The organism is Chloroflexota bacterium (assembly GCA_026708035.1).
GTDB lineage: Bacteria > Chloroflexota > UBA11872 > UBA11872 > UBA11872 > JAJECS01.
On sequence record JAPOVQ010000029.1, the window covers coordinates 23,701 to 48,432 of the forward strand.

At 67.3% G+C, this 24,732-nt stretch carries 28 protein-coding genes; 5 read left to right on the forward strand and 23 right to left on the reverse strand.

The features are described 5' to 3' along the window. The first annotated feature begins 1 nt into the window (after position 1). Complete coding sequence (locus OXG33_12120) at positions 2-1,531, forward strand: NADH-quinone oxidoreductase subunit N (protein MCY4114661.1); 1,530 nt, start codon at positions 2-4, stop codon at positions 1,529-1,531. Positions 1,532-1,543: 12 nt separating this feature from the next. Here the strand turns inward: OXG33_12120 and OXG33_12125 are convergent, their stop codons facing one another. The 5 genes from OXG33_12125 to fabF all read right to left on the reverse strand — a co-directional run bounded on the left by OXG33_12125 (position 1,544) and on the right by fabF (position 5,607). Then, a complete protein-coding gene (locus tag OXG33_12125) occupies positions 1,544-2,923 on the reverse strand; it encodes an aminotransferase class III-fold pyridoxal phosphate-dependent enzyme (GenBank protein ID MCY4114662.1) in 1,380 nt (459 codons plus the stop codon). A 121-nt stretch (positions 2,924-3,044) separates the two neighbouring features. Continuing rightward, positions 3,045-3,284: an acyl carrier protein gene (gene acpP, locus OXG33_12130; protein ID MCY4114663.1), complete on the reverse strand. Its 240-nt coding sequence runs from the start codon at positions 3,282-3,284 to the stop codon at positions 3,045-3,047. Between the two features lie 3 nt (positions 3,285-3,287). Beyond that, positions 3,288-3,905, reverse strand: coding sequence for a biotin transporter BioY (locus OXG33_12135; GenBank protein MCY4114664.1), 618 nt, complete (start codon positions 3,903-3,905; stop codon positions 3,288-3,290). Between the two features lie 3 nt (positions 3,906-3,908). Then, the gene (locus tag OXG33_12140; protein MCY4114665.1) at positions 3,909-4,349 is read right to left on the reverse strand and encodes a biotin/lipoyl-binding protein; all 441 of its coding nucleotides are present in this window, start codon (positions 4,347-4,349) and stop codon (positions 3,909-3,911) included. A 16-nt stretch (positions 4,350-4,365) separates the two neighbouring features. Further along, positions 4,366-5,607, reverse strand: a complete 1,242-nt coding sequence (gene fabF, locus OXG33_12145; protein MCY4114666.1) for a beta-ketoacyl-ACP synthase II — start codon at positions 5,605-5,607, stop codon at positions 4,366-4,368. 191 nt (positions 5,608-5,798) lie between these two features. On the opposite strand from fabF, the gene OXG33_12150 reads away from it, so the two are divergent. Continuing rightward, complete coding sequence (locus OXG33_12150) at positions 5,799-6,863, forward strand: ketoacyl-ACP synthase III (protein ID MCY4114667.1); 1,065 nt, start codon at positions 5,799-5,801, stop codon at positions 6,861-6,863. On the opposite strand, the gene OXG33_12155 is transcribed toward OXG33_12150, so the two are convergent. Next, a complete protein-coding gene (locus OXG33_12155) occupies positions 6,860-8,059 on the reverse strand; it encodes a PLP-dependent aminotransferase family protein (GenBank protein MCY4114668.1) in 1,200 nt (399 codons plus the stop codon). The two genes, OXG33_12150 and OXG33_12155, sit on opposite strands and share 4 nt — an antisense overlap. 69 nt (positions 8,060-8,128) lie before the next feature. Here OXG33_12155 and OXG33_12160 point away from each other — a divergent pair, with 69 nt between their 5' ends. Beyond that, positions 8,129-8,659 carry an HIT domain-containing protein gene (locus tag OXG33_12160; protein ID MCY4114669.1) on the forward strand — a complete coding sequence of 177 codons (531 nt, stop codon included), beginning with the start codon at positions 8,129-8,131 and terminating at the stop codon, positions 8,657-8,659. On the opposite strand, the gene lepB is transcribed toward OXG33_12160, so the two are convergent. Continuing rightward, positions 8,637-9,215, reverse strand: a complete 579-nt coding sequence (gene lepB, locus OXG33_12165; protein MCY4114670.1) for a signal peptidase I — start codon at positions 9,213-9,215, stop codon at positions 8,637-8,639. The two genes, OXG33_12160 and lepB, sit on opposite strands and share 23 nt — an antisense overlap. A gap of 106 nt (positions 9,216-9,321) precedes the next feature. On the opposite strand from lepB, the gene OXG33_12170 reads away from it, so the two are divergent. Continuing rightward, a complete protein-coding gene (locus OXG33_12170) occupies positions 9,322-10,257 on the forward strand; it encodes an RluA family pseudouridine synthase (GenBank protein ID MCY4114671.1) in 936 nt (311 codons plus the stop codon). Between the two features lie 21 nt (positions 10,258-10,278). On the opposite strand, the gene tatC is transcribed toward OXG33_12170, so the two are convergent. From tatC to OXG33_12230, 12 genes are all read right to left on the reverse strand, one after another. Next, positions 10,279-11,109 (reverse strand): twin-arginine translocase subunit TatC, encoded by an 831-nt coding sequence (tatC, locus tag OXG33_12175; GenBank protein ID MCY4114672.1) that lies wholly within the window; start codon positions 11,107-11,109, stop codon positions 10,279-10,281. Positions 11,110-11,124: 15 nt separating this feature from the next. Beyond that, positions 11,125-11,556 (reverse strand): transcription antitermination factor NusB, encoded by a 432-nt coding sequence (nusB, locus tag OXG33_12180; GenBank protein ID MCY4114673.1) that lies wholly within the window; start codon positions 11,554-11,556, stop codon positions 11,125-11,127. 2 nt (positions 11,557-11,558) lie between these two features. Further along, positions 11,559-12,917 carry an acetyl-CoA carboxylase biotin carboxylase subunit gene (locus tag OXG33_12185; GenBank protein MCY4114674.1) on the reverse strand — a complete coding sequence of 453 codons (1,359 nt, stop codon included), beginning with the start codon at positions 12,915-12,917 and terminating at the stop codon, positions 11,559-11,561. A gap of 6 nt (positions 12,918-12,923) precedes the next feature. Further along, entirely contained in the window at positions 12,924-13,688 is a 765-nt protein-coding gene (fabG, locus tag OXG33_12190) for a 3-oxoacyl-[acyl-carrier-protein] reductase (GenBank protein ID MCY4114675.1), read from the reverse strand. Continuing rightward, positions 13,681-14,673 (reverse strand): ACP S-malonyltransferase, encoded by a 993-nt coding sequence (locus OXG33_12195; protein MCY4114676.1) that lies wholly within the window; start codon positions 14,671-14,673, stop codon positions 13,681-13,683. Before OXG33_12195 ends, fabG begins: the two co-directional genes overlap by 8 nt. A 15-nt stretch (positions 14,674-14,688) precedes the next feature. Continuing rightward, on the reverse strand, positions 14,689-14,889 hold the full coding sequence (gene rpmF, locus OXG33_12200; protein ID MCY4114677.1) for a 50S ribosomal protein L32: 201 nt from the start codon (positions 14,887-14,889) through the stop codon (positions 14,689-14,691). Between the two features lie 9 nt (positions 14,890-14,898). Next, entirely contained in the window at positions 14,899-15,420 is a 522-nt protein-coding gene (locus OXG33_12205; GenBank protein MCY4114678.1) for a DUF177 domain-containing protein, read from the reverse strand. A gap of 22 nt (positions 15,421-15,442) precedes the next feature. Next, complete coding sequence (locus tag OXG33_12210) at positions 15,443-15,886, reverse strand: hypothetical protein (GenBank protein ID MCY4114679.1); 444 nt, start codon at positions 15,884-15,886, stop codon at positions 15,443-15,445. Positions 15,887-15,931: 45 nt separating this feature from the next. Then, positions 15,932-16,423 carry a pantetheine-phosphate adenylyltransferase gene (gene coaD, locus OXG33_12215; protein ID MCY4114680.1) on the reverse strand — a complete coding sequence of 164 codons (492 nt, stop codon included), beginning with the start codon at positions 16,421-16,423 and terminating at the stop codon, positions 15,932-15,934. Between the two features lie 30 nt (positions 16,424-16,453). After that, positions 16,454-17,014, reverse strand: coding sequence for a 16S rRNA (guanine(966)-N(2))-methyltransferase RsmD (gene rsmD, locus OXG33_12220; protein ID MCY4114681.1), 561 nt, complete (start codon positions 17,012-17,014; stop codon positions 16,454-16,456). A 65-nt stretch (positions 17,015-17,079) separates the two neighbouring features. Next, the gene (recG, locus tag OXG33_12225) at positions 17,080-19,404 is read right to left on the reverse strand and encodes an ATP-dependent DNA helicase RecG (GenBank protein ID MCY4114682.1); all 2,325 of its coding nucleotides are present in this window, start codon (positions 19,402-19,404) and stop codon (positions 17,080-17,082) included. A gap of 3 nt (positions 19,405-19,407) precedes the next feature. Beyond that, the gene (locus tag OXG33_12230; GenBank protein MCY4114683.1) at positions 19,408-21,051 is read right to left on the reverse strand and encodes a DAK2 domain-containing protein; all 1,644 of its coding nucleotides are present in this window, start codon (positions 21,049-21,051) and stop codon (positions 19,408-19,410) included. An 88-nt stretch (positions 21,052-21,139) separates the two neighbouring features. Between OXG33_12230 and OXG33_12235 the strand changes: the two genes are divergently transcribed. Further along, entirely contained in the window at positions 21,140-21,346 is a 207-nt protein-coding gene (locus OXG33_12235; GenBank protein MCY4114684.1) for a bL28 family ribosomal protein, read from the forward strand. Here OXG33_12235 and rpe read toward each other — a convergent pair. From rpe to OXG33_12255, 4 genes are all read right to left on the reverse strand, one after another. Further along, positions 21,343-22,014, reverse strand: coding sequence for a ribulose-phosphate 3-epimerase (rpe, locus tag OXG33_12240; GenBank protein ID MCY4114685.1), 672 nt, complete (start codon positions 22,012-22,014; stop codon positions 21,343-21,345). The two genes, OXG33_12235 and rpe, sit on opposite strands and share 4 nt — an antisense overlap. Continuing rightward, a complete protein-coding gene (gene rlmN, locus OXG33_12245; GenBank protein MCY4114686.1) occupies positions 22,004-23,122 on the reverse strand; it encodes a 23S rRNA (adenine(2503)-C(2))-methyltransferase RlmN in 1,119 nt (372 codons plus the stop codon). The genes rpe and rlmN overlap by 11 nt, the downstream gene beginning before the upstream one ends. A gap of 60 nt (positions 23,123-23,182) precedes the next feature. After that, positions 23,183-23,914 (reverse strand): zinc metallopeptidase, encoded by a 732-nt coding sequence (locus tag OXG33_12250; GenBank protein ID MCY4114687.1) that lies wholly within the window; start codon positions 23,912-23,914, stop codon positions 23,183-23,185. Between the two features lie 106 nt (positions 23,915-24,020). Next, positions 24,021-24,722, reverse strand: coding sequence for a zinc metallopeptidase (locus tag OXG33_12255; protein ID MCY4114688.1), 702 nt, complete (start codon positions 24,720-24,722; stop codon positions 24,021-24,023). Between the last annotated feature and the right edge of the window lie 10 nt (positions 24,723-24,732).

Consider the following 24,732-nt stretch of genomic DNA (forward strand, 5'->3'; position numbering starts at 1 on the left):
CATGGGCGAAGTCAACGCTGCCGACCTGACCTGGATCCTCCCGGAGATCATCGTGGCGGGCAGCGCGATGTTGCTGCTGCTTTGGACGGCGATCCTGCGCAACGACGACCGCTGGTGGTCGGTAAGCATCGCGCTGGGCGCCAATGCCACCGCGGGCATCGTGATGGCGCTGCGGCAGCCGATCGACGGCGGCGCGCTCGAGATCTTCAGCGGTCAGCTGGTCATCGACGGGTTCTCAACCTTCTTCCGCGCCCTGTTCCTGGTCGTCGGATCACTCGCCGTCCTCACCGTCGCCCAACGCTTCGAGCGCGTGCCGTTCACCGAGACGGCGGCCACGTTGCAGTTCTCGCTCAGCGGCATGCTGCTCATGGCCGGCGCCGTCGATTGGGTGACGGCCTTCATCGCCCTGGAGCTGATGGCGGTGCCGGTGTACGTGCTGACGGCCATGACCCGGTTCCGCCGAGATTCGGTCGAAGCGGCGATGAAATACCTCGTGCTCGGGGCCTTCGCGACCGCGGTTCTCGTATACGGCATCGCCTGGACCTACGGCCTTACTGGCACGACCTACTTTCCGGAGCTTGCCGAGCGCATCATGACCGTCGGCGCCAGCCCGTGGATGCTGTTTGCCATCGGCCTCATCCTCGTCGCCTTCGGATTCAAGGTCGCCGCAGTGCCCTTCCACGCGTGGACGCCGGACGCCTATCAGGGCGCGCCCACGCCCCTGGCCGCATTCATATCCGTGGGCCCAAAGGTCGCCGCCGTGGCGCTGCTGGCGCGCGTCGTCGGGCTCGGGTTCGGATTCCAGGGCGCCGACACGGGCGCCGACCCCGCAGTGGTGCTCAACGTCGCCCTGGCTCTCGCCATCATCGCCAGCGTGACGATGATCGTGGGCAACCTCGTGGCAATCTCGCAGTCCAACATCAAGCGCATGCTCGGGTATTCCAGCATCGCTCACACCGGCTACATGCTGGTCGGCCTCGCGGCGGTCACGCGGGTTGAAACCGACACCGGCTTCGCCTATTTCGACTTCGTGGGACTGCCGTCGGTGCTGTTCTACGGCTTCGTCTACGCCTTCATGAACTTCGGCGCGTTCGCCGTCGCGCACGTCGTCGAGTACCAGACCGGAAGCAACGAGATCTCCGCCTTCCGCGGCCTGATGCAGCGCTCGCCGTTGCCCGCCGCGGCCATGGCGGTCTTCATGCTGGGACTGACGGGCATCCCGCCGCTGACCGGCTTTTTCGGCAAGCTCTACATCCTGCAGGCCGCGGTTGAGTCGGATCTGGGCTGGCTCGCCATCGTTTTGGTCGTGACGTCGGTCGTGTCGGCGTTCTACTACCTGCGCGTCATCGTGCAGATGTTCATGAGCGATCCTGAAGCCGAGGCGGCGCCTGGCGGCGAGGCGTCCGCCGAGGTGGCCGACTTGCACACCGCCGTCATCGCGGCCACCGCGGGCGCGACGTTGGCGCTTGGCATCGTCGGCGGCGGCATCCTGGCGTGGGCCCAGTCGTCCGTCGCGATGGGGCTGTTCTAGAGCGCTACGGCCTCAGTCGGCCATCAGGTCGACACACGCGGCGTCCACCCGGTTCAGCGTGTCGTCGATGACCTCTGGGTCATGGGCGGTCCCGAAGCCGTGGTGGCCAACCACGACCTCGTATACGTGAAAATAGACGCCGCGCGCGTAGCAGGCTCGCGCGAATCGCTTCAGGGTGTCGGAGTCGTGTCCGGCAATGTCTTGATAGGCCCGTGGCTCCACGTCCGGGTCGAGACCGAAGTACAGCGCAAATCGCGGCCCCACGCCCTGCACGCGGCAGCGAATGTCCCGGTGCTCGAAGATGTCCCGCAAACCGTTGTACAGCCGCTCGGACATCGCCAGCAGGCCCGTTTCGCCGTCGAAGACACCGGGGGCTTCCAGCGCATCGAGCGTGGCCAACGCCGCCTTGACGCCGAAGATGTGGCCGGAGTAGGTCCCGCTGTGCGCCGACTGGCCCAGCGGCGCGAGCTCCGACATCACCTCACGCCGACCCGCGATGACCGCCAGCGGCACGCCGTTCGCCACCGCCTTGCCCAGCAGCGTCACGTCGGGCGTAACGCCGTAGAAGCCCTGCGCGCAGTCGGTTCCGGTGCGGAATCCCGACAGGACCTCGTCGAAGATCAGCACGCTGCCGTGATCGCGCGTGATCTCGCGCACGGCCCGCAGATACCCGATGTCCGCCAGCAGGGCGCCGGCGTTGTAGTTGATCGGCTCCATGATGACGGCGGCGATGTCGGACCCATGACGCGCGAAGGCATGGGTCACGGCGGATAGGTCGTTCCACGGCGCCACGATCACGGCATCGGCGAACGCCGAAGGGATGCCCGCTGAATCCGCGGAGGTCTCCACGATCTCACCGGGCGTCACGGTGCGAGGCTCCGGATGCGTGTTGTAGAGCACGTGCTCGTGGATGCCGTGGAAGTGGCCTTCGAACTTGAGAATCTTTGCCCGTTGGGTGTGCGCTCGCGCGAGGCGGATCGCCGCCATCGTGGCTTCCGAGCCCGAATTGGCAAATCGCACCATCTCGGCCGAGGGCACCAGGTTCACGATGCGTCGCGCGAGCTGCTCCTGATAGACCGTCTCGGGCCCGTGGATGATGCCCATGTCGAGCGCCTGCTCGATCGCCCCGCGCACGCCGGCGTGGTCATATCCGAGGATGACGGAGCCGAAGCCGGAGAAATAGTCCAGAAACCGGCGCCCATCCGGCGCAATGATGTAAGGGCCTTCCCCGCTGGCCGCGAGCATGGCCTGCCCCAGCGCCGCGTTCTCGCGCGCCGTCCCCGAGATGCCGGCAACCAGGACCTCGCGCGCCGCTTCGAAGTGGGCGTTTGCTGAATCGGCCCGAGTGGGCTGCCCCACGGTCATCGGCTCGGCATCAGTGCTAGTCCGCATCGTCGGCGCTGCCGATAGTACCCGCGTGCAACAGGCTAAGCCGCGACCAAGCCGTCACGCGACGGCGCCGGTCGCGAACGGCGGACCGAAGGCCTGCAGCTACGGCCGATCCGCGATCGTCCTAGCCGGACTCGACGTTCGTATCGATGTAGTCCAGCGCGTCCTTGACGGAGACGATCTTCTGGGCGTCCTCGTCGGGAATCGTGATGTCGTATTCGTCCTCGAGCGCCATGATCAACTCAACCTGGTCCAGCGAGTCGGCGTTGAGGTCCTCGACAAACTTCGACTCCTCCCCGATGTCCTCGGCGGGAATATCAAGCTTGTCGGCAATTACGGCCACTACCCGTTCAAACGTTGCCACGCCTTACCTCTCTCTGTGTAGCCCGGCACTGCTCGCAATAGTCGCCGCGATGGCGGCCTTGATGGCGTCGTACCAGATGAATATCCCGGCGCCATTGAGCCAGGCCAGCCCCCACGGATTGGACTTGTCAGTGGCGAGCAGATAGTACAGGGCAAGGTGGTTGACGCCAAAGATGTAGATGATCGGAATGCCCGCCAGCGCGGCCGGCAACTCGACTTTGGCAAATCGCTCGATCACCCCCTGGCTGCCGTCCGATCGGGCTTCGAAGCGCCGGCGCAGGAACTGCGCGGTCAGGCCCACCACCACCGCCGCGATGACAAATCCATAGATGTATCCAGCCGTCGGCGAGAAGAAGTAGGCCGGCCCGCCGCCACGAGCGAATATGGGCGCTCCGGCGAATCCGATGATGGCGTAGAGGCCCATGGAGGCGCCGGCCCGCCAGGGGCCGAGCAGCAGGCCGGCCAGCAGCACCATCAACACCTGAAGGGTATAGGGAACGGGCTCCGCCTCGACCTTGGCGTGCGCCGCCGGCCACATCATCACCGTGAACGCGCCAATCAGCAGGGCGTCGGACACCACGATGGAAGGACGGCGACGTACGGCGGTGATCACGGTCGACATGGGCTAAGGATACCCACCCTGGGCTGAGACTTCCGCGTCCACGCGCAGCAGCGGCTGGCCCGCGGCCACGCCGTCGCCGCTGCGCACCAGAACGCGCGCCACGCGGCCGTCGACATCGGACAGCACTTCGTTGAACACCTTCATGGCCTCGACGAGACCGACCAAGTCGCCCTCGCGAATCTGCTGGCCCACTTGCACAAACGCGGGGTCGCCAGGCTTGGGCGTGGCGAAGAATGTGCCGGCCAGCGGCGCCCGCACCAGGTGGCCGGCCGGCTCGGCCGGTGCGGCGACAGCCGGCGCGCCCGCTGTTTCACGTACGGCCGAGAACCCGGCCCGGCGCAAGCTCACTCGCTCCGAGCCGATTCGAATCTCGAGCTCGGCGAGATTCAAGTCGCGCATCGCATCGAGCACGGCGGTCACGCGCTGCCGAACGTTGACGTTCACGCCGCGGCGACCACCCTTAGCCGGCGTCTGACCCGACGATCAGCGCGGCGTTCTGCCCTCCGAAACCGAAGCTGTTCGACATCACCCGGCGGAGCGGCAACTCGCGAGCCTGGTTGGGCACGTAGTCCAAATCGCAGGCCGGGTCCGGCACCTCGTAGTTGATCGTCGGCGGCGCCACGTTATCCCGCAGGGCTTGCAGACACAGAATGAGCTCCACGGAGCCCGCGGCGCCAATGAGGTGGCCCATCATCGACTTCGTGGAGCTGACGGGAACATCCGCCGCCCCGCTGTTGAAGACGCCCTTGAGGGCCTGGGTCTCGGCGGCGTCGCCCTGTTCAGTGGCGGTGCCATGCGCGTTGACGTAGTCGATGTCGGCGCTGTCCAGCCGGGCGTTGCGCAGGGCGTTCTCCATGGCGAGGCGAGCGCCGCGGCCATCGGCCGGGGGCTGGGTCATGTGGAAGGCGTCGGCGGACGCGCCATAGCCCAACAGCTCGCCGCAGATCTCGGCCCCACGCGCCGTCGCATGCGCATAGGACTCGAGAATCACGACTCCGGCGCCCTCGGCGGCGACGAATCCATCGCGATCCCTATCGAACGGACGCGACGCGCGCTCGGGTTCGTCGTTCCGCGTCGACAGCGCCCGTCCGGCGCAGAATCCGGCGAGACCAATGGGAGAGATCGCGCCTTCGGTGCCGCCCGCCAGCATGACGTCCGCCTCACCGCGCCTGATCACCTCGGCCGCCTCGCCGATGGCGTGCGCGCCAGTGGCGCAGGCGGAGACGATGGCGAGATTGGGCCCCTCGATCTCGTACTCCATCGAGACCATCCCGGCGGCCATGTTGCCGATGATGAGCGGAATGAGGAAGGGGCTCACGCGCGACGGGCCGCGTTCGCGCAGCACGTCGGTTTGGTTCTGCAAGAACACCAGGCCGCCGATCCCGGTGCCGATGTAGACGCCGACGCGGTGGCGGTTGGCATCGGTGATATCGAAGCCCGAATGCTCGAGCGCCGCCCGCGACGCTTCCAGCGCAAACTGCGTGAACCGATCGGTGCGGCGCGCGTGCTTGGCGCCGAGCTTCGCCTTGGGGTCCCACGGGATGACCTCGCCCGCGATCTGCGACGTAAAGGCGGAGGTATCGAAGGCCGTAATCCGCCCGATGCCGCTCTGTCCGCTCAGAACGGCCCGCCACGTCTCGTCGGCGTTATCCGCGAGTGGCGTCACCGCCCCATAGCCTGTAACAACGACTCGATCGTCCATGGGTATCCGTGCTGATGCCATGAGGGCTGGCGCAAACATGGGATAGGCGCGCCGCTGCGAGTATATCGCGGGATGGGTCCCCGATCGTCATTTGCCTGCCGTCCCCAGCCGGTCGAACATGATTCGGCTTCGCGCTATTCTGCGACGCGGGCCGCCACGGCGGTCGCTTTTCGTCTACACCGAGAGGTTCCATGTCGGCCACGATCGTCGGATGGGGAATGGCGGTCCCGGAGCAAATCTGGACCAATGCCCATCTCGAATCGATGGTCGACACCACCGACGCCTGGATCGTGTCGCGGACCGGCATCCGGCAGCGGCGAATCGCGGACGACGGAGACACGACCTTCAGCCTGGGACTTGACGCGGCCACGCGGGCGCTGGACCAGGCGGGGCTGACCGCCGCCGACGTCGACATGGTCATCGTCGCCACGCTCACGCCGGAAACGCCCATGCCCGCAACGGCCAACCTGATCCAGGACGCCATTGGGGCCCGCAGTGCCGGCGCGTTCGATCTCAATGCCGCCTGCGCCGGCTTCACCTACGGGCTGGAAATCGGGCGCGCGCTCATCGACGCCGGGTCGGTGCAGACCGTATTGGTGATTGGCTCCGAGACGATGTCACGAGTCGTCGATTGGACCGACCGCTCAACCTGCGTTCTGTTCGGCGACGGCGCGGGCGCCGTCGTCATGCAAGGCAGCGCGACGGGCGGGATCCGCGGGAATTCGCTGGGGTCCGACGGAAGCGGAGCTCCGCTGCTGCACATTCCCGCCGGCGGCAGCAAGCTGCCAGCGAGCATGGAATCAGTTCGTGACCGCCTGCATCTGATTTCGATGAACGGGCGAGCGGTCTACAAGTTCGCCGTCAAGGCCACCGTTCGGGCGGCCGCCGTGGCCATGGCGCGCGCGGGGTGGCAGCCCAGCGACCTCGATCTCTTCATTCCGCATCAAGCCAATCTGCGGATCATCGACGCCGTCGCCAATGAGCTTCGCCTGCCGGACGAGCGGGTCATCGTCAACGCGGACGTGTACGGCAATACGTCGTCGGCGTCGATCCCAATCGCCCTCTGCGAGGCCATCGGCCAGGGGCGCGTGAACCAAGGCGACCGCCTTGTCCTGGTGGGCTTTGGGGCTGGGCTTTCCTGGGCCGCGGTGGCTGTGGAGTGGACGGCCCCGGTCACGCCGAGCGATGGCCCCGCGTCGGGCGTGGAAGCCACCGTGCCGCAGCGGTCCGCATCGGCGGCGAGGCGCCTCCCCTAGTTCGCCAGGACCGCCTCTAGCCCCCGCACCAGTCGCCGCACGCCCTCTCGAATCTGGTCCTCGGGCAGATAGCTATACGCTAGCCGAATGTCGCGGCGCCGCGCGCCGTCCGCGAAGCAGTGGTGGCCGGCCAGATAGGTGACGCCGTGGTCCTCAACCGCGGGGCGAATCGCCTCGCTGTCCGTGCCCTCGGGCAGCGTGAGCCACACGAAGAATCCGCCCACCGGTCGAGTCCAGGTGCAGCCAAGCCGGGCCAACGGCTCCAATTCTTCGAGCATGGCGTCACGCCGAGCTCGATAGAGCGTGCGCAGCGCGGGCACGCGTTCGGCCAACGCGCCGCCAGCCAAGTATTCCGCCGCCGTCCAAGCCGCGAACGGACTGCTCGCACTATCAGCCTTCAAGCTGCACATGGTCGCGACATCGTCCGGATCGGCCAGGGCCCAGCCCAGCCGCATACCGCCGGCCACGAGCTTCGAGAATGTGCCCATTTTGATGACCCGCTCGGGCCCGGCCAGCTCATATAACGCCGTCGGGCGACTGCCGTCGAAGATCAAGTCGCCGTAGGCGTCATCTTCAAGAAGCACTAGGTCGAGGCGCTGCGCAACGTCGGCCAGTTCCTGTCGCCGGATTTCCGACGCGTTGGTGCCGATCGGATTGTGAACCGTTGGCATGGTGTAGACGACGTTGGCCTCGGTGCCGGCGCCGCGTAGGCGCCGCACCGTTCCTTCGAGCGCGTCAGGGTCAATCCCCTGCACATCCGCCGGAACGCCGACGATCTCCAGACCGAGCCCACGTAGAAACCACAGCGCGCCGATGAAGGTGGGCGACTCAACCAGAATGGTCCCGCCGGCCGGCACCAGCAAACGCGCGGTGAGCACAATGGCCTGCGACGCGCCGCTCGTGATGAGCACGTGTTCGGGACCCACCGGCAAGCCCTCGGTTGCCCGAACCCAGTCGGCAACAAAGGCCCGCAACGGCTCGGGACCGGAAACGGGGCCATACTGCAGCGCGTCGGCATTTCGCTGCGCCATGAGATCGCGGCTCACGCGGCCCAGATCGTCATACGGAAAGCTCGCGGCGTCTGGAAACCCGAAGGCCAGGCTCAGCACACCAGGCCGCTGCATCGACCAGTTCGGCCGCAGCGGGTTCTGCTCCATCGCCCGGGCGACCGGACTGTGAAAACGGCTAAGGCTCATCCGCCGATCGTATCAGCGCGAGCGGGCCACGCTCGGTACCATCCGCAGACAGGCCCCCGGGACACCCAGATGGTCTCGCAGCGACTTTGGAGCCCGTGGCGATTGGAGTACGTGGCGGCGGCGACCGACGAGACATCGGATTGCCCGTTTTGCACCGACCGCCAGACCGCGGCCGGCGTTCCCGAGCTGATCGTCAAGGCCGGGCGGCTGACGTACGCCACCCTCAACCTGTTTCCCTACAACAACGGGCACCTCATGGTGCTGCCCTATCGCCACGTGGCGGACATCGTGGACCTTACGCCCGAGGAGGCGGCCGAGCTGATGCACCTCTTGACGCAAGGGCGGATGGCGTTGGGCGACGCGCTGGGACCTGATGCGTTCAATGTCGGGATGAACCTCGGCCGCGCCGCCGGCGCCGGCATCCCCGCCCACCTGCACTTCCACCTCGTGCCTCGCTGGGAGGGCGATACCAGCTTCATGGCCGTGACCGCCGACACCAAGGTGCTCCCGGAATCGTTGGACCAAACGAAGCGCCGCCTGATCGAGGCGTGGCCCTGCGACGACGAAACGCCGCGGGCTACGCCGCCGGGAGCAAGCTGATGCGTTCCGGCGCCGGCTCGAAACCTGGGGGGGCGCCGTGCAGCACGCCAAACCTGCCCACCGGCCAATACACCAGCCAGACCTTGCCGACAATCGCCGCCTCCGGCACGACGCGGAACCACCGCGAATCGATGCTTTGCCCCCGATTGTCGCCGAGCACGAAGTATCCCTGCTCCGGAACGACCAGGCTGCGGTCCTTCCCGGGCGCGGTGACTCCGGCAAAGTACGTGTCTTCATCCAGGCGACGACCGTCCACATAGACGCCGCCGTCGTGGAACTCGATCGTCTCATTCGGCAGCCCGACGATTCGCTTCACCAGGTCCTCCTCGGGGTTGGCTGGAGATCGAAACACGACCACGTCGCCGCGATCGGGCTTCGCGGCGACGTATGCCAGCTTGTTCACCAGGAGAAACTCCCCGTTCTCAAGCACGGGCACCATGCTGCCGCCGTCCACGCGAAAGTTCTGCACCACCATTCGCGTGCCGAAGAAGATCAGCAATGCCAGGAGCACGGTTTCCGTGATCTCGAGCAAGACATTGCTATTGCGCCGCAGCACCGCCGGAGCCATTCCCCATGAGAAGGACGGCCCTAATCGGGCGCGTCCGGCACGAGTATAGGCAGCGGCCACGCGCAGGCGCGGAGGTGACGGCCAGGTCGCGAACGTGAGCACGGACACGCAGAGCCTCGTCGTTTCCGATTCCGCCGCCGGACGCCGGTTGGACCGCTTTGTAGCCGATGCCTCCTCCGCGTTGAGCCGCACGCGCGCGGCCCGGCTGATTCAGGCCGAGCGTGTCCTGGTCAACGACGAGACCCAGGATCCCGACTATCGCGTGTCCGCCGGCGACAACGTCGTGGTTGAAATCGACGAGACCCGCAGCTCCCTGGCGCCCGATTCCAGCCCGATGCCTGTGCTGCTCGAAACGCCCGATCTCGTCGTCGTGGACAAGCGGCCGGGGCTGGTCATGCACCCGGGAGCCGCCGACGAGCCGGCGACGCTTGCCCACCAGCTGCTCGCCCACTATCCAGAGGTGGCCGGAATTGGCCATCCGCGCCGTCCCGGCATCGTGCACCGCCTAGATCGCGACACCTCGGGCGTCGTCCTCATTGCCCGAACGGCAGCGGCCTACCATTCGCTCCAGCAGGCGTTCGAGCGCCGCGAAGTCCGCAAGCGTTACTTGGCCGGGGTGCACGGCCGCCCAACGGTTGCAGCCGCCGAGATCGATGCCCCCATCGGCCGGCACCCGACCCGCCGCACCCACATGGCGGTTACCCGATCGGGCCGCCCGGCCCAGACGGCCTACACGGTGTGCGCGGCAAGCGCGAGCACCGCGCTGCTGGACGTGCGCCCGCGCACGGGTCGGACGCATCAAATCCGCGTGCACCTGGCGTCCATTGGCCACCCGGTGCTGGGCGATCCCCGCTACGGGCCGCAGCCGCCCGCGGCCACACGCCAACTGCTGCATGCCTGGATGCTCGAATTCACCGATCCGGCCGGCGACCGCTGGCGCGTGGCAGCCGCTCCGCCGGCGGACATGCGGCGCGAGCTGCGGGAACTGGAGCTCGACTTGCCGGCCACGCCGCCCACCCGCAAGCTCTGACTGCGGGCTAGGCGACTCCGACTAAGTGCTCACCGCCGGTTCGGCGCCGGCCGGGCCGTCGGCCTCCTCCGGTTCATCCTCGGGCGCCGCCACGCGGGCCAGCACCACGCCAATCTCATAGAGCGCGTAGACCGGCACGGCCACCGACAACTGGGTGAAGGGGTCCGGCGTGGGCGTGATGACGGCAGCCAGGATCACGATCGCGACGATGGCGTAGCGGCGGTACTTACCCAGGGTGCTGGCCTTCACGACGCCGATCTTCGCCAGCGCAAAGATGAAGAACGGCGTTTCGAAGGCGATGCCAACCGCCAGCAGGATTCGTAGGACGAACGTGACCCAGGTCGCGACAGTGAACTCCGTGGCAATGGATCTTGGCGCGAATCCCGCCAGAAACCCAACCGTGAAGCGCAAGACCACGAACCACGCGAACGCCGCCCCGATGAGAAACGCGACCGCGATCGCCGGAATGCTCAAGTACAGCCAGCGCTTTTCGTGCTCATAGAGACCCGGCGCCACGTACGCCAGAACCTGATACAGCACGATGGGACTGGCGATGCCCAACCCGACGATGATTGAAATCATGAAGAACGTGAACAGGGTCTCCGTGGGAGAAATCTGCTGCAAGATGGCGCCGCGCGGCAGCGGATACTGCACGACCTCGAACACGAGATCCTTGAACGGCCACACGATCAGGCTCGCCACGATGACGGCCAGCACGGCAATGGTGAGGCGGGTGCGGAGCTCCTGGAGGTGCTCGCGCAGCGTCATCACGCCGCCGGTTTCTTCGACCTCCGGCTCCTGAGGTGCCTCCGCCGGATCCTCTGGGCGCTCGGCGGGTCGGTCTGCGTCCATAGCCAAGCCTACCGCCTACGACGCCGGCGAGTCCGCCTGTCGCCTCACATGAGTTCCCAGCGCGCCGTTGACGAGACGCCGCCCGCCCTCCGTGCAATATTGCTTCGCAAGCTCCACCGCCTCGTTGATCGCTACCGCCGGCGGCACGCGACCGGAGTCGATCTCGGCGATGCCGATTCGCAGAATCGCCACCTCGAGCTGGGCCATCTGGGCGATAGGCCATGCGGGGGCCAACTCGCTGATGGTCGCGTCGAGGTCACCCAAACGCGCAGCGACTTCTTCTATAAGGGTCGCGGTATAGGCCCGCGCGTCAGCCGCCAGGCCCAGCTCGTGTTGTCGCGACGCGAAGAGGTCCAGCGGATCACCGCCGCGCATCGACGCTTCGAACAGCAGGCGCATGGCGGCTTCGCGGGCGGCGCGTCGGTCGCGGCGCGGGCGTGCAGCCACCGCTAGGCCGTTACGCCGGCCACCCGGTCGTGCAGGGCTTCGACATATCCCACGTCGTAGGTACCTTCGGCGAACTGCGCGTCGTCCAGCACCGCCTGGTGAAAGGCCAGGTTGGTGGCTGGGCCCTCGATCAGTGTTTCGGCCAGGGTGCGACGCGCCCGATCGACGGCCTCCGCGCGTGTCTCGCCCCACACGATGAGCTTTGCCAGCAGCGAATCGTAGAACGGCGGCACCTCATAGCCGGCATACACGTGCGTATCCACGCGCACGCCGTAGCCACCCGGAAGGTGCAGCCGCGCGATCCGCCCGGAATCCGGTCGAAAGTCGCGCGTCGGATCTTCGGCGGTCAATCGAAACTCGATCGCATGGCCATTCCGGCCCACGTCCTCTTGGGATACGCCGAGCGAGTCGCCCCCGGCGATAGCGAGTTGCGCGGCAACCACGTCGAGACCGGTGATCGCTTCGGTGATGGGGTGCTCCACCTGAATGCGGGCGTTGGCCTCCATAAAGAAGAAATCACCGCTCGCGTCGACCAGGAACTCGACGGTGCCCGCGCTGCGGTAGTCGAGCGCCTGCATCAGCCGCACCGCGGCCTGCGTGATGTCGTCGCTCAGACCATGCGGCAGATTGGGCGCCGGGGCCTCCTCGATGAGCTTCTGATAGCGGCGTTGAATCGAGCACTCGCGATGCCACGCGTGCACCACGGTCGTACCGTCACCGATCACCTGCACCTCGACGTGACGGGGCGACTCGATCAGTTTTTCGACGTAAAGGTCGCCGCTGCCGAAGGAGGCGCGCGCTTCGGCCTGGGCCAGCGAGAACAGCCCGGTCAACTCGTCGGGATCGGCAACCGGTCGGATGCCGCGCCCCCCGCCGCCGGCCGCCGCCTTGAGCACGACCGGGAACCCGATATCGCGCGCGATTTGACGCGCATGGGTGGCGTCTCGCACCGGCTCCTCGGACCCGGGAACGACGGGCAGGCCCGCCGCCACAGCCGCCGCACGGGCCTGAACCTTGTCGCCCAACGATCGAATCGTGTCGGGGGCCGGTCCCACGAACATCAGGTTGTAGCGGGCGCACACCTCGGCAAAGTAGGCATTCTCGGCCAGGAAGCCGGCGCCGGGGTGCACCGCGTCCGCACCGGTGTTGAGCGCGGCGCCGATGATATTGGGGACATTCAAGTAGCTCGCGCTCGAGGCCGCGGGACCGATGCACACCGACTCATCGGCAATCCGCACCGGCAAACTATCCGCATCGGCCTCTGAGTAAATGGCCACCGTCTCGATCCCGAGATCGTGACACGCCCGAATAACTCGAACCGCCATTTCACCGCGGTTGGCCACCAGCACTTTTTCAAGCACTCGGCGTCATCCCATGTGGAGGCCGCCGTCGATCGTCATGACCTGCCCGGTGATATAGGAAGCGTCGCTGGATGCCAGAAACGCCACCGCGCCCGCAACATCGTCAGGCGTGGCGAAGCGCCCCAGCGGAATTCGGTCGATGATCCACTCGCGAAGCTCCCCCTCGAGGTCATCGGTCAGCGGGGAAATGACGAATCCCGGCGCGACGGCGTTCACCGTGATCCCGCGAGCGGCCACCTCGCGTGCCAGCGCAAGGGTGAATCCGACCAACCCGGCTTTGGCGGCCGCGTAGTTCGTTTGACCGGCGTTGCCCCCGGTGCCGGCCACCGAGGAGATGTTGATGATCCGCCCGTCGCGCTGCCGCAGCATGCCCCGCACCGCCCGTCGGGAGCAGGCGAAGGCCGAGCGGAGATTCGTGCGAATCACGTCGTCCCAGTCCTCGTCCCGCATCCGCATCAGCAGCGAGTCTCGGATGATGCCGGCGTTGTTGATCAACACGTCCAGGCCACCGAGGACTCGGATCGCCTCATCCACGACGTGGTTGGCGCCTTCGGTGGTCGATAGCTCGCCTCCTACGACCACGGCCGAGCCGCCCGCGTCCTGGATGGCGGCGGCGAGCTCTCGCGCCTTGGTCTCGTTGCGGTTGTAGTGCAACACCAGACGCGCACCCTCGGCCCCCAAGCGACGCGCGTACGCCTCGCCCAACGCGCCCGACGCCCCCGTGATCAACGTCCGCCGATCGGTCAGGCGGCCAGCTATGGGGTCAGACATTGCGCAGTTCCTTCGCCGCGGCGTCGGCCGAATCAGCATCGTAGACGTTGAGCAGGGAAACGTCTTGCCTTGCGCGGCGCAGCATGCTCGTCAGCAGGCCCTTGTGCCCGAATTCCACGATGTGGGTCACACCCAACGCACCGAGTGTGCCCACACCGCGCCACCACTGCAACGGGGCCGCCACGTGCTCGGCAAGCTCCACGCGCAACTCGGCGGCCGTGTGCAGCGGCTGGCCGTCCATGTTGGCGATGACCGGAATCTGGGGATCCGCGAGCGGCGCGGCCAGCAGGCGCTCGCGCATCACGTCGCGCGCCGGCAGCATGGCCGCCGTGTGAAACGCCCCCGAAACGTCCAGCGGCACCACCCGCCGCGCTCCGGCTGCCTTGGCCGCCGCGGGAAGCTCGTTCAGCGACTCCAGGTCTCCGCCAACCACCACCTGGCCGGGCGTGTTGACATTGGCGACGGAGAGATAGCTCCCCGGCACACGCGCGCGAATCTCGGCGACGACGGTTTCAGTCTGATCCGGATCCAGGCCCAGCACGGCGCTCATGCGCCCCGGCCGGCGCGCCGCGGCCTGCTGCATCGCCGCTCCGCGCGTAGCGACCATGGCCATCACGGTGCGAATGTCAAGCGACCGGGCGACGGCAACGGCGGCCCACAAGCCCACGCTGTGCCCTGCCAAGGCGCGCACCGGAAGGGAATGGCCGTCGCTGCGCGCGGCGTGGCCCAGGGCCTCGGTGAACGCGGCAAACGCCGCCAGGGCCACGGCCACGACGGCCGGCTGCTGCACCCGGGTTGGGTGCAGCGCCTCCGACGGTCCGTGGAAGCAAAGCGCGGCCAGATCGTCGCCAAAGGCCGAGTCCGCGGCGGCAAACACCGCGCGCGCGGCGCCGGATCGGGCATAGAGATCCGCGCCCATCCCGGCCGCTTGGGCGCCCTGTCCCGGAAAGACGTAGGCAATCCCTGGCCTGCCGGCGGTGGTCACCGCCGCCCGCACCTGCTACCGATACTTGGCAGCCTGCTCGCTCGGCTCAACGACCACCGTGCCACGCAGATTGCCGCAAACTGCGCAGACGTGATGGCTTCGCATCAGCGCGTGACAGGTTGGACAACGCACCAGGGTCGGGCTGGCAACGCGGATTTGATTTCGGCGGCGGCGGCGGCGCGAGCGCGTCAGCCGACGTTTAGGTTGAGCTCCCATAGGCTCCCATTATCCCTTAGTTCCCGGCATTTCAGGAAACATTGTGGCCCGAAGCTCGGCCAGCCGGCTCCAGCGCGGATCGATGGCCGCTTCGGCGGGCTCTTCGGAGCTTTCCAATCCGGGACATTCGGGCCGGCACACCGGCATGAGCGGCAGTGCGGCAATCAGTCCCTCGGCCAGGAACGGCGTGAGATCGAGGTTGTGCTGATCGTCGAGCGGCCACACCGCCTCGAGACCCGCTTCCTCGGTCGCAGCCCCGTCCGGGTCGATCAAGAATTCGCCATCGGCCTCGAAGCGCAAGGTCTGGCGGGCGGGCTCCAGGCATCGCGCGCACGGTTGCTCGACGGACGCTTCGAACTCGCCGGATGCGTGGATGGCGCCGCTCAAGCGCACCAGGCGCACGCGGCCAGCCACCGAGGTGGCCAATTCGGCGACGTTGAGCGCCTCGGGCGGCGCAAGGACGTCGTGCCGCCGGCTGGTGCCGGGCGGCTCACGCACGAATGCCGCGACGTTGAAGACGAAGTCGTTCACGATGATCAGAGGGGTGAGCGGCCTAGACGGTCTCTTCGTCGCCGATTTCCGTGATACCGGCAGAATCCTCGTCGAGCGCCGAAATGCCGCGCCGAATGCTCGCCAGGTGAGAAATCAGGCGATGCTCGATATCGCGCAGCATGTTGAGCGCGTAGACGTCCATTTCCTCTCGCGACGCCTCGGTTCGCTCTTCCGCCGCCTCGATGATCTGCTCGGCCCTCGCTTCGGCCTGGCGGACGATCTCCTCGTCGCGCAGCATTTGATCAGCCTGCTCACGCGCCTGCTGGATGATCTGCTCGGCCTCCATTTGCGCCGATTGCGGAATCTGCTCGCGCTCCCGCAGCACCCGCCGCGCCTCCCGGACTTCCTCCGGAATGCGAATGCGCATTTCGTCGACGATCTCCAGCAGGGTGCGCTCGTCCATCACGATGCGACGCATCATCGGCACGCGCTGGGCAGCGGTCACCAAGGCTTCAAGACGTTCGATCAGATTGATGAGATCGATGGCTAGCTACCTCCTCGGCGACGCATCGCCGTACTTCGCGGCCACGGCCGTGGCAACGTTTGCTGGCACAAACGGCGCCACGCTTCGGCCAAGGGCACCGATCTCCCGCACCAACGACGAACTGACGTAGGCATGCTCGGGCGCTGAGAGAAAGAACACCGTATCCAACTCCGGCGCGAGACGGCGATTCATGGCCGACAGCGCAAATTCATACTCAAAGTCAGACACTGCTCGCAGACCGCGCACCAATACGCTCGCTCCAATGTCCCGCGCAAAGTCTACCGTGAGTCCCCGATAGTCGCGCACGGAGACGTTGGGCAAGTGTGCGGTTGCCTCCCGCACCAGCGCGACGCGTTCCTCAGTGGAAAAGAGCGTGCGCGATACCGGCTGTTCGTATACCCCGGCCACGACTTCGGCGTGAAATGCCGCGCTGCGCGCGATCAGGTCCAAGTGCCCGTTAGTCGCCGGGTCGAATGTGGCAGCAAAAAGCGCCCGCATATGGCAAAGCCGCTGGGGATGCGAGCGCGATTATAGCGACGTTCGCTCGTCATCGGACTTCCCGTTCCCCAAGTGGCAGTAGATGGCAAAAGCCCCATCACCATGACGCCGGGTCTTCCACACCTGCCATGTTGGCGGGGAGTCGGGAGCGGCGCGCCGCGCGCTGAATTCAGCAACAATCAAGCCACCGGCGGCAAGGACGCCCGGCCGAGCCAGCCGGTCCATCAGCGACACCCATGGATCATCGGCGTAGGGCGGGTCCGCCAGGACCAACCCGTAGGGCCCCCCTGCCGCCAGATCGGCGCGGAGCACATCGGCGCGCTCAACGCTGCCGGCGTGTTCCAGCCCGAGCCGGCGCAGATTGGCGCGAATCACCCCGCACGCCCGGGCGTCTCGTTCAATGAAGTGCACGCGCTCGGCGCCGCGGCTGAGCGCCTCGATCCCAAACGCGCCGGAGCCCGCGTAGCAATCCAGCACCCGCGCCGGCGGTGGAGCGCCCAAGGAATCGAAGATGGCGGCCCGCAGGCGATCGATCGTCGGTCGCGTGCCCGGCGCGACCTGGATGCCGCGCCCGCGCAGCTCGCCTGCCACAACCCGGAGCCCGCGTCCCCTGGATGCCACTCAGGTTTCGCCGCGGGAGCCGACGGGATGGAAGCCTAGCTCCATTCGCTCTCCTGGAGCATGGACTGAACGGCGGCCGCGAGCCGGGCGTGCTCCGGGCGCTCAAGCTCCGGGTCGGCCTGGATGATGCCTTCGGCGTCTTCACGGGTCCGCCAGATCATCTCCATGTCACTCACGCTCGCAAACTGAAAGCTCGTCAACCCGTGCTGACGCGTGCCCAAGATATCGCCGGGGCCGCGCAGCTCGAGGTCGCGCTCCGCGAGCTCAAAGCCATCGTGAACGTTCTGGAGGATGCGCAGTCGGGCGTTCTCCGTGGCGTCCGTGGTGTCGCTCAGCAGCAGGCAATGGCTCTGCTGTCCGCCGCGCCCGACGCGCCCGCGCAACTGGTGCAGCTGCGACAGTCCAAAGCGCTCGGCGCCCTCGATCATGATCACGGTGGCCTGCGGCACGTCGATGCCGACTTCCACAACCGCCGTGCCGACGAGGATCTTCACTTCGCCGTCCCGAAAGGCTCGCATCACCGCGTCCTTGGCCTTGGCGCTCAGGCGCCCGTGCAAGAGTCCGATGGCGTGCGCCAGATCGGGGTAGACCTGCGTCGTGAGACGCTCGAACTCGTCCTTGGCGGATCGAACCTGGAGCGATTCCGACTCCTGGATCAGCGGACAGATCACGAATGCCTGCCCATCGGCTTCGACCTGCTGACGCAGGAAGGCGTAGGCGTCGGCTCGGCGCGACTTCGGCACCCAGGCCGTACGCACCGGCTTCCGCCCACCGGGCATCTCGCGTATCGACGTGACGTCCAGGTCTCCGTAGAAGGTCAGCGCCAGGGTGCGCGGAATCGGGGTGGCGGTCATCGCCAGCAGATGCGGGTTGTAGCCCTTGGCCCGGATCTCCCCGCGCTGCTGCACGCCAAAGCGATGCTGCTCGTCCACGACGGCGAGGTTCAGGCGAGCGAATCGTGCGCTCTGCTGGATGAGCGCCTGCGTGCCTACGACCACGCCGATTTCGCCCGCAGCGACCTCGCGCCAGAGCCGCCGCTTGGCCGCGGCGGGAATGCCGCCGCTGATGCGCTCAACGCGCACGCCCAGCGGCCCGAGCAGGTCGGCAAGGGTTTGTGCGTGCTGCTCGGCCAGCACCTCGGTTGGCGCCATCATGGCGCCCTGCCAGCCGGCACGGCATACCGCGAACAGCGCGCCGGCGGCCACGGCGGTCTTGCCCGAGCCCACGTCGCCCTGCACGAGCCGACTCATTGGTGTGTCGCGGCGCAGATCATTGAGAACGTCAACCAGCGCCCGGCGCTGATCGTCGGTGAGCGTGAACGGCAGCCTGGCGCCGAAGTCCGCCATCGCGTCGCGGTCGAATTCAATCGGTCGGCCGGGCTGAGAGTCACGCCAGCGCCCACGGTGGGTGAGGATCGCGAGCTGGTAGACCAGCAGCTCGTCAAACGCGAGGCGCGCCATCGCGGATTCGGCGCTGGCCGCCGAGTCCGGGCGGTGCATCATCACCACCGCGTCCGCCACGCCGGGCAACTCGCGGCGCTTTCGCAGCGCGTCCGGCAGCGGGTCATCCAAGAGGTGGGCGTGCGAATCCACGGCCGCGGACACCCACCGCCGCAACTGGCGCTGCGTGACGCCCGCGGTCAAGGGGTAGACCGGGACCAAGCGGCCGGCGTGGAGCCGCTCCGCCGCGTCCAGCTCATACTCCGGACTCGTCAGCTGCAGCCCGTTCCGGCCGTACTCCACGCGCCCCGCAAGCGCCACGTTGGGCCGCCCGGCCAGCGTGTTCGCGAGATACGGTTGGTTGAACCAGACGGCGGTGATCTGGCCGGTGTCGTCGTGCAAGACCGCCTCGGTGATGCTCAGACGACGGGTCCGCGCGCGTCGCGAGGCAACGTCCACGATCGACCCGACCAGCGTCACGTCTTCCCCGGCGTTGACGTCGGAAATGGAAACCATCGCGCTGTGGTCGATGTAGCGATGCGGGGCATGTCGCAGCAAATCGCCGACCGTTGAAATCCCCAGGCTGCGCAGTCGCTTGGCCGCCGTGGCCCCGATGCCCCACAGCTCGGTGATCTGATCGTCCAGGCTGCCCGTTGGTTCGGGTTTGTGATCGGTAGTCAGCAGCGGCAGCACGGTCTCGATCAGATGCTGCCGCGTTGCCGGCTTCAGCGATGAGTACTTGGAGAGGCGTCGCAGCGCGGCGGCGATGTCCGGCGGCAGGTCGCCGAGGTCGCGCTCGAGCCAGCGCGAAAGCCCGTCGCCGACGGCGGAGTCGCGGTATCCGGTGCGCTGCTCCGCGCGCAGGATTTCCGCAATCCGCTCGACCATGGCCTGCGTGGTCGGCGCGCCGGCGCCACTCACGCGCTATTCGACCGAGATGACGTAGTCGTAAAGCTCCTGGCCGCCCGGAATAACTTCGACCTCCAGGTCCGGGAAGCTCGCCTCGAGGTCATTGCTGAGCTGTTCAACGGTTTCCGACGCCACCCGGCTGCCGTAGTAGACGGTGGCAAGTTCGGGCTCGTCGTCGGCCAGCCCCTCGAGCATGCCCTTCACCAGGTCATTGGGGGCCTGGCCGGTCGTGACCAACTCGTCGTCCTGGAGGCCGAGGTAGTCCCCCTCCTTGATGGTCAAGCCGCCGATGGTGGCGTCGCGCACGGCCTGGGTGATTTCCAGCGTGGTGATGTCGCCCGCCGCCGTTTCCATCATGCGTTCGTTCACATCCACCTCGGCCGTGGCGTTGAACGCCACCATCGCGGCCACTCCCTCGGGCACCGTGCGCGTACCCACCACTCGCACGTCCTTGTCGGACTCCTCGGCCGCCTGGCGCGCGGCCATCACGATGTTCTTGTTGTTGGGCAAGACCACCGCCCAGTCGCCGTCGAGGCCATCGACGGCCGCAAGGATGTCGCCCGCGCTCGGATTCATGCTGGCCCCGCCCTCGACGACGGTTGCGCCGAGGCTCTCGAACACTTGCGTCAGGCCTTCGCCGGTAGCCGTCGCCACCACCGGAACGCGCGCGACTGTTGCAGCCGACGCCTCCGTGGCGGCCGTCGCAAAGTTCTCCGCCTGCTGCATATCCATGTTCTCGGCCTTGACGGCGTCCAGCGGGCCATAGGACATCGCCGCGGTCAGCGCCTCGCCCGGCGTCTCGGTATGCATGTGCACGCGGATGAGAGTGGGGTCGCCCACCACGAGCAACGAGCCCCCGTATTCGCCCATCGTTTCGCGAACCACGTCGGGATCCATGTCTTCGCCCAGGATCACGAACTCCGTGCAATAACCGTGCTCGTCGGCGCCATGGGCTACGGCGAACTCCGAAAACACCTCCACGCCGCGATCCTCGGCAACTATTTCCGGCGGCGGGAGACCGCGCAGGTTGCGCAGCAATCCCTCGTAGATCACCAGCAGGCCCTGGCCGCCCGCGTCGACGACGCCGGCTTCCTTGAGCACGGCCAGCTGCTCGGGCGTCCGTCGAACTGAGGTGCGCGCCGCGTCTACGACGGTGGTCCCCAGGTCCTCCAACGTGTCCACGGTGTTCGACACCGCGGCCTTTGCCGCGTCCCGAGCCACGGTGAGGATGGTGCCCTCGACGGGATTCGTCACCGACTCGTCGGCGGCCCGCGACGCGTGCTTGATCCCCTGGGCGAGCTCGGCCGGACCGCACTGCGCGAACTTCGCCAATCCTTCACTCATTCCACGCAGGATTTGCGAGAGGATCACCCCGGAGTTTCCGCGGGCGCCCAGCAGCGCCCCGCGAGCCAGGCCGCGGCCAACCTCGGCGACCGTGGGCGATTCCAACCGAGCGGCCTGTTCCACCGCCGCCCGCATCGTCAGCACCATGTTGGTGCCGGTGTCGCCGTCCGGCACGGGAAAGACGTTGAGCCTGTCAATGCGGGTCGAGTTCGCCTCGAGCCACTCCAGGCTCGCCGCCATGGCCCGCTGAAACGCGGTGCCGGATACGACGTCAGGTGGCGCGGCGTCCGCCCCGTTCTCGTCAAATGGCGCCACTGTTTTGCTCGTTTCCCGTGCTAGCCTGTTGCGGGCGATCTTAGAAACGCCTTGAATTCTCCGTCAACGCAAGGAAATGGTGGGCTCGGTGGCGACTTGTCAGGTCTGCGACACGCGGACGCAGTTTGGCCATCACATTCGTCACAAGGCTTCCGGGCGTTGGGAACGGAAAGCCACCAAGAAGCCGCGCCGCTGGCGCGTCAACGTACAGCGCAAGCGGGTGTTCGTGGACGGGCGCTACCAGCGCATGAGCATCTGCACCGGCTGCATTCGGACGCTCGACAAAGAGGGCTAACCGAGCGCGCCCCTGAGCGCCCGCACCCCGGCGGCCGGACCGTCCGGATGGCCAAACACCGAAGTTCCGGCGACTAGAACATTCCCGCCCGCTCGCACGACGCTCGGAGCGGTCTCGGCGTTGATGCCGCCGTCTACTACGAGGTCAACTTTCGAGGACTGGGATTCGATGCGGTCGGCCAGCGACTCGATACGGTCGAGCATTTCGGGAATGAACGCCTGGCCCCCGGCGCCGGGCTCGACGCTCATCACCAACAGGATGTCGAGGGCGTCCAGATAGGGCCAAACCGATGACTCTGGCGTTCCAGGCCGCAGCGTAAGCCCGGCGCGCAATCCGAGCTCTCGGATTCGACGCAGCGTCGCGGCGGGATTCACCGCGGCTTCGACGTGGATCGAAATGGCGTCGGAGCCCGCGGCGGCGAAGTCCTCGATGTGCGGCTCGACCGGCTCGATCATCAAATGCACGTCCAGCGGCAGCTTCGTGGCAGCGCGCGCGGCGACGACCGCGGGCGTGCCGAACGAGATGCTCGGCACGAACGCGCCGTCCATCACGTCAATGTGAATCCAGTCGGCGCCGCCGGCGGCAACGGCCTCGATTTCTTGACCCAAACGGCCGAAATCCGCCGCCAGAATGGACGGGGCGATGCGCGCCGGCGTCTCAGGAGGCATTGCGCGTTGTGACCGCTGCTTGGGACCGTCGTCGCCAAGATGTGCCGTCGGCCCGAAGCTGCCCGCAGGCCCCGGCGATTTCGCGTCCTCGGGTGCGCCGAATCGTCGCGGCCACGCCGTGGCGCTGCAGCTCGTCGCGGAACCGGCGCGTCGTGCCGGCGGCCGGCGCCTCGTAGACCGCGCCCGGATAGGGGTTGAAGGGAATCAGGTTCACGTGACACGTCTGGCCGTCGACGAGCCGCGCCAGATCGCGCGCCTGGCCGACGTGGTCGTTGACATCCCGGAGCATCGTGTACTCGTACGATACCCGCCGCCGCGTCGTCCGCTGGTAGGCAACGCTCGACGCCATCAACGTCGCCAGGTCCACATGTTTGGCAAGCGGCACGAGGGTGGCGCGGACGTCGTCGCTCGCGGCGTGCAGCGAAATCGCCAGGCCGATCTGCCACGGCCAGCGCGTCAGCTCCGCGATTCCTGCCGGCAGACCGACCGTCGAAACCGTGACGTGGCGCGCCCCCAGCCCGCCGCGCCGGGGATCGACCAGCGCCTCGATCGCGTCGTGCACGTTGGCCGTGTTGGCCAGCGGCTCGCCCATGCCCATGAAGACGATGCGATCCGGCGCCGCGCCCGCCCGGCTCTCGCGCCGCACGTGGAGAAACTGGTCGACGATTTCCGAGGCGCTCAGATTTCGCGTCAGTCCCAGCGTGCCGGTCGCGCAGAAGGTGCACCCCATCGCGCATCCGGCTTGGGAGCTGACGCAAACCGTGGTGGCGGAGCCGCGTTCGGACGGCAGTTGTACGGTTTCGAAGACCGTCCCGTCGGCAGTCCGAAAGAGGAAGGCCCGGGTCCCGTCGGCGGCGACGCGGACGCGATCAGGGCTGATGCTGCTGAAGGCGAGCGTCATGTCGAGGCGTTCGCGGAGGCTTCTCGGCAGCGTCGTGACTTGGTCGAAGCCGTGGGCCGCTCCGTCGTAGATTCCGCGACGGACCTGGTCGCGTCGGTAGCGGGGCTCGTCGGGCAGGAGCCGGGCCAGCTCCGAATCGGAAACGGCGCTTGCCGCAGCCTGAGGCCCTCGCGCGCGCTTCCGGTCGGCCGGATCGTTCGTTGTCACGAGTCTAGGCGTAGCACCGCGTGTCGTTCCGCACCCACGACCGCCCGCGACCCGGACCGTCTAGCGCCGTCCCCCGGTCAGGGCCAGCAAGCGGAGCGCGAAATACAGCACCTGCATGAGCGCGATGAACATGGCCGCCACGTAGGTCAAGGCCGCGGCATCGAGCACTTTCTTGGCGTGCATGCGCTCGGGGCTGCTGACGACGCGCACCGACTCCATGAGCTTGAGCGCCCGGGCGCTGGCATTGAACTCCACCGGCAGCGTGATCAGCGAGAACACGAACGCCGTGCTGAAGAGCAGCAGTCCGATCACGGCAACCGGTATACCGATCTCGCTCTGAAGAAAGCCGGCCATCAAGAAGCCCACGATCAGAAGCACGTAGCCAAACTTCGACCCGAAGGTCGTGACCGGCACCATGGCGCTGCGCATCACCAGCCACGGGTAGCGAGTCTGGTCCTGGACGGCGTGTCCGGCCTCGTGCGCCGCGATGGCGACGGCGGCCAGCGAGTTGCTGTCGTAGACGCCTTCCGATAGCCGCAGCACCTTTTGCCGTGGGTCGTAGTGATCGGTTAGTTCGCCCGGTACGCGTCGGACCTCCACGTTGTAGAGTCCGACCGCGTCCAGGATCCGCCGTGCGGCCATGGCCGCCGGCATGCCGGTTGACGAAACCACCTGCGAGTACTTCTGATAGGTGCCCCGAACGCGCGACTGGGCCCACATCGCCAGGATGAACGCCGGCCCAATGAGCACGATGTACCAAATGTCGAAGAAGGGGAAAAACACCGAAGGCATGCCCCGCGCGAACGGTCGTTCGCAGCCTCACAGCCGGTCGCCCAAGGTTAGCACCGGGGCCGCGAGCGGCCTGTGCCAAATCTCTCCTAACGGGCGGCATTCGCCATCACCGAATCCTCCCGAAACCGCGCAGCCCTCCCACAAGCATGCGCGCGAACGTGCCCACCAGCGACGCGAGATAGGTCAGGGCGGCGGCGTGCAGAAGCTCACGGACCCGCGGGCCCTCGGCAGCAGTGGTGATGCCCGCCGCTTCGAGCGATCGCTGCGCGCGGCGGCTGGCATCGAGCTCAACCGGCAGCGCCACGGCGGCAAGCAGCAATGCCAGCAGCAGTCCCACCACGCCCGATGCCGCGATCGCGAAGGCCGTCGGGTGCCGCGTGGCGATGCCGCCGACGAGCCCGGCCACCATGATCAGGGGCGCAATGGCGGCAAAGGCCGACGCCGCCTTGGCCACGAGCACTCGCAGACGCAGCAACGGATGCCCCAGCGCGTCCTGCATGGCGTGGCCGACTTCGTGCGCGGCGATGGCGACGGCGGCTATTGAGTCATCCTCGTAGACCCCTTCAGAAAGGCGCAGCTCGCGCCGTGAGGGGTCGTAGTGGTCCGTCAGCGTTCCTGGGACCGCGGTCACGCGGACATCGCGCAGCCCGACCGACGCCAGCAAGTAGCGCGCGGCCTGGTGAGCGGGCTGACCGAAATCGGAAACGATGTCCGCATGCCGCGCGAAGATGTTGCGCACACGATATTGCGTCCACATAACCGCCAGCATCGCCACCAGCGGCACGGCTCCGGCCAGAATCACTGCCACTGCGTTCCTC

Coding starts and splice junctions, on each gene's coding strand:
- rpmF (MCY4114677.1), bottom strand. CDS start 14,889: ATGGGAGCTCAACCTAAACGTCGGCTGACGCGCTCGCGCCGCCGCCGC.
- OXG33_12135 (MCY4114664.1), bottom strand. CDS start 3,905: ATGTCGACCGTGATCACCGCCGTACGTCGCCGTCCTTCCATCGTGGTG.
- fabF (MCY4114666.1), bottom strand. CDS start 5,607: ATGGACGATCGAGTCGTTGTTACAGGCTATGGGGCGGTGACGCCACTC.
- OXG33_12155 (MCY4114668.1), bottom strand. CDS start 8,059: ATGAGCCTTAGCCGTTTTCACAGTCCGGTCGCCCGGGCGATGGAGCAG.
- OXG33_12250 (MCY4114687.1), bottom strand. CDS start 23,914: ATGCCTTCGGTGTTTTTCCCCTTCTTCGACATTTGGTACATCGTGCTC.
- OXG33_12120 (MCY4114661.1), top strand. CDS start 2: ATGGGCGAAGTCAACGCTGCCGACCTGACCTGGATCCTCCCGGAGATC.
- OXG33_12125 (MCY4114662.1), bottom strand. CDS start 2,923: ATGCGGACTAGCACTGATGCCGAGCCGATGACCGTGGGGCAGCCCACT.
- coaD (MCY4114680.1), bottom strand. CDS start 16,423: ATGCGGGCGCTTTTTGCTGCCACATTCGACCCGGCGACTAACGGGCAC.
- OXG33_12150 (MCY4114667.1), top strand. CDS start 5,799: ATGTCGGCCACGATCGTCGGATGGGGAATGGCGGTCCCGGAGCAAATC.
- OXG33_12160 (MCY4114669.1), top strand. CDS start 8,129: ATGGTCTCGCAGCGACTTTGGAGCCCGTGGCGATTGGAGTACGTGGCG.
- rpe (MCY4114685.1), bottom strand. CDS start 22,014: ATGCCTCCTGAGACGCCGGCGCGCATCGCCCCGTCCATTCTGGCGGCG.
- tatC (MCY4114672.1), bottom strand. CDS start 11,109: ATGGACGCAGACCGACCCGCCGAGCGCCCAGAGGATCCGGCGGAGGCA.
- fabG (MCY4114675.1), bottom strand. CDS start 13,688: ATGTCTGACCCCATAGCTGGCCGCCTGACCGATCGGCGGACGTTGATC.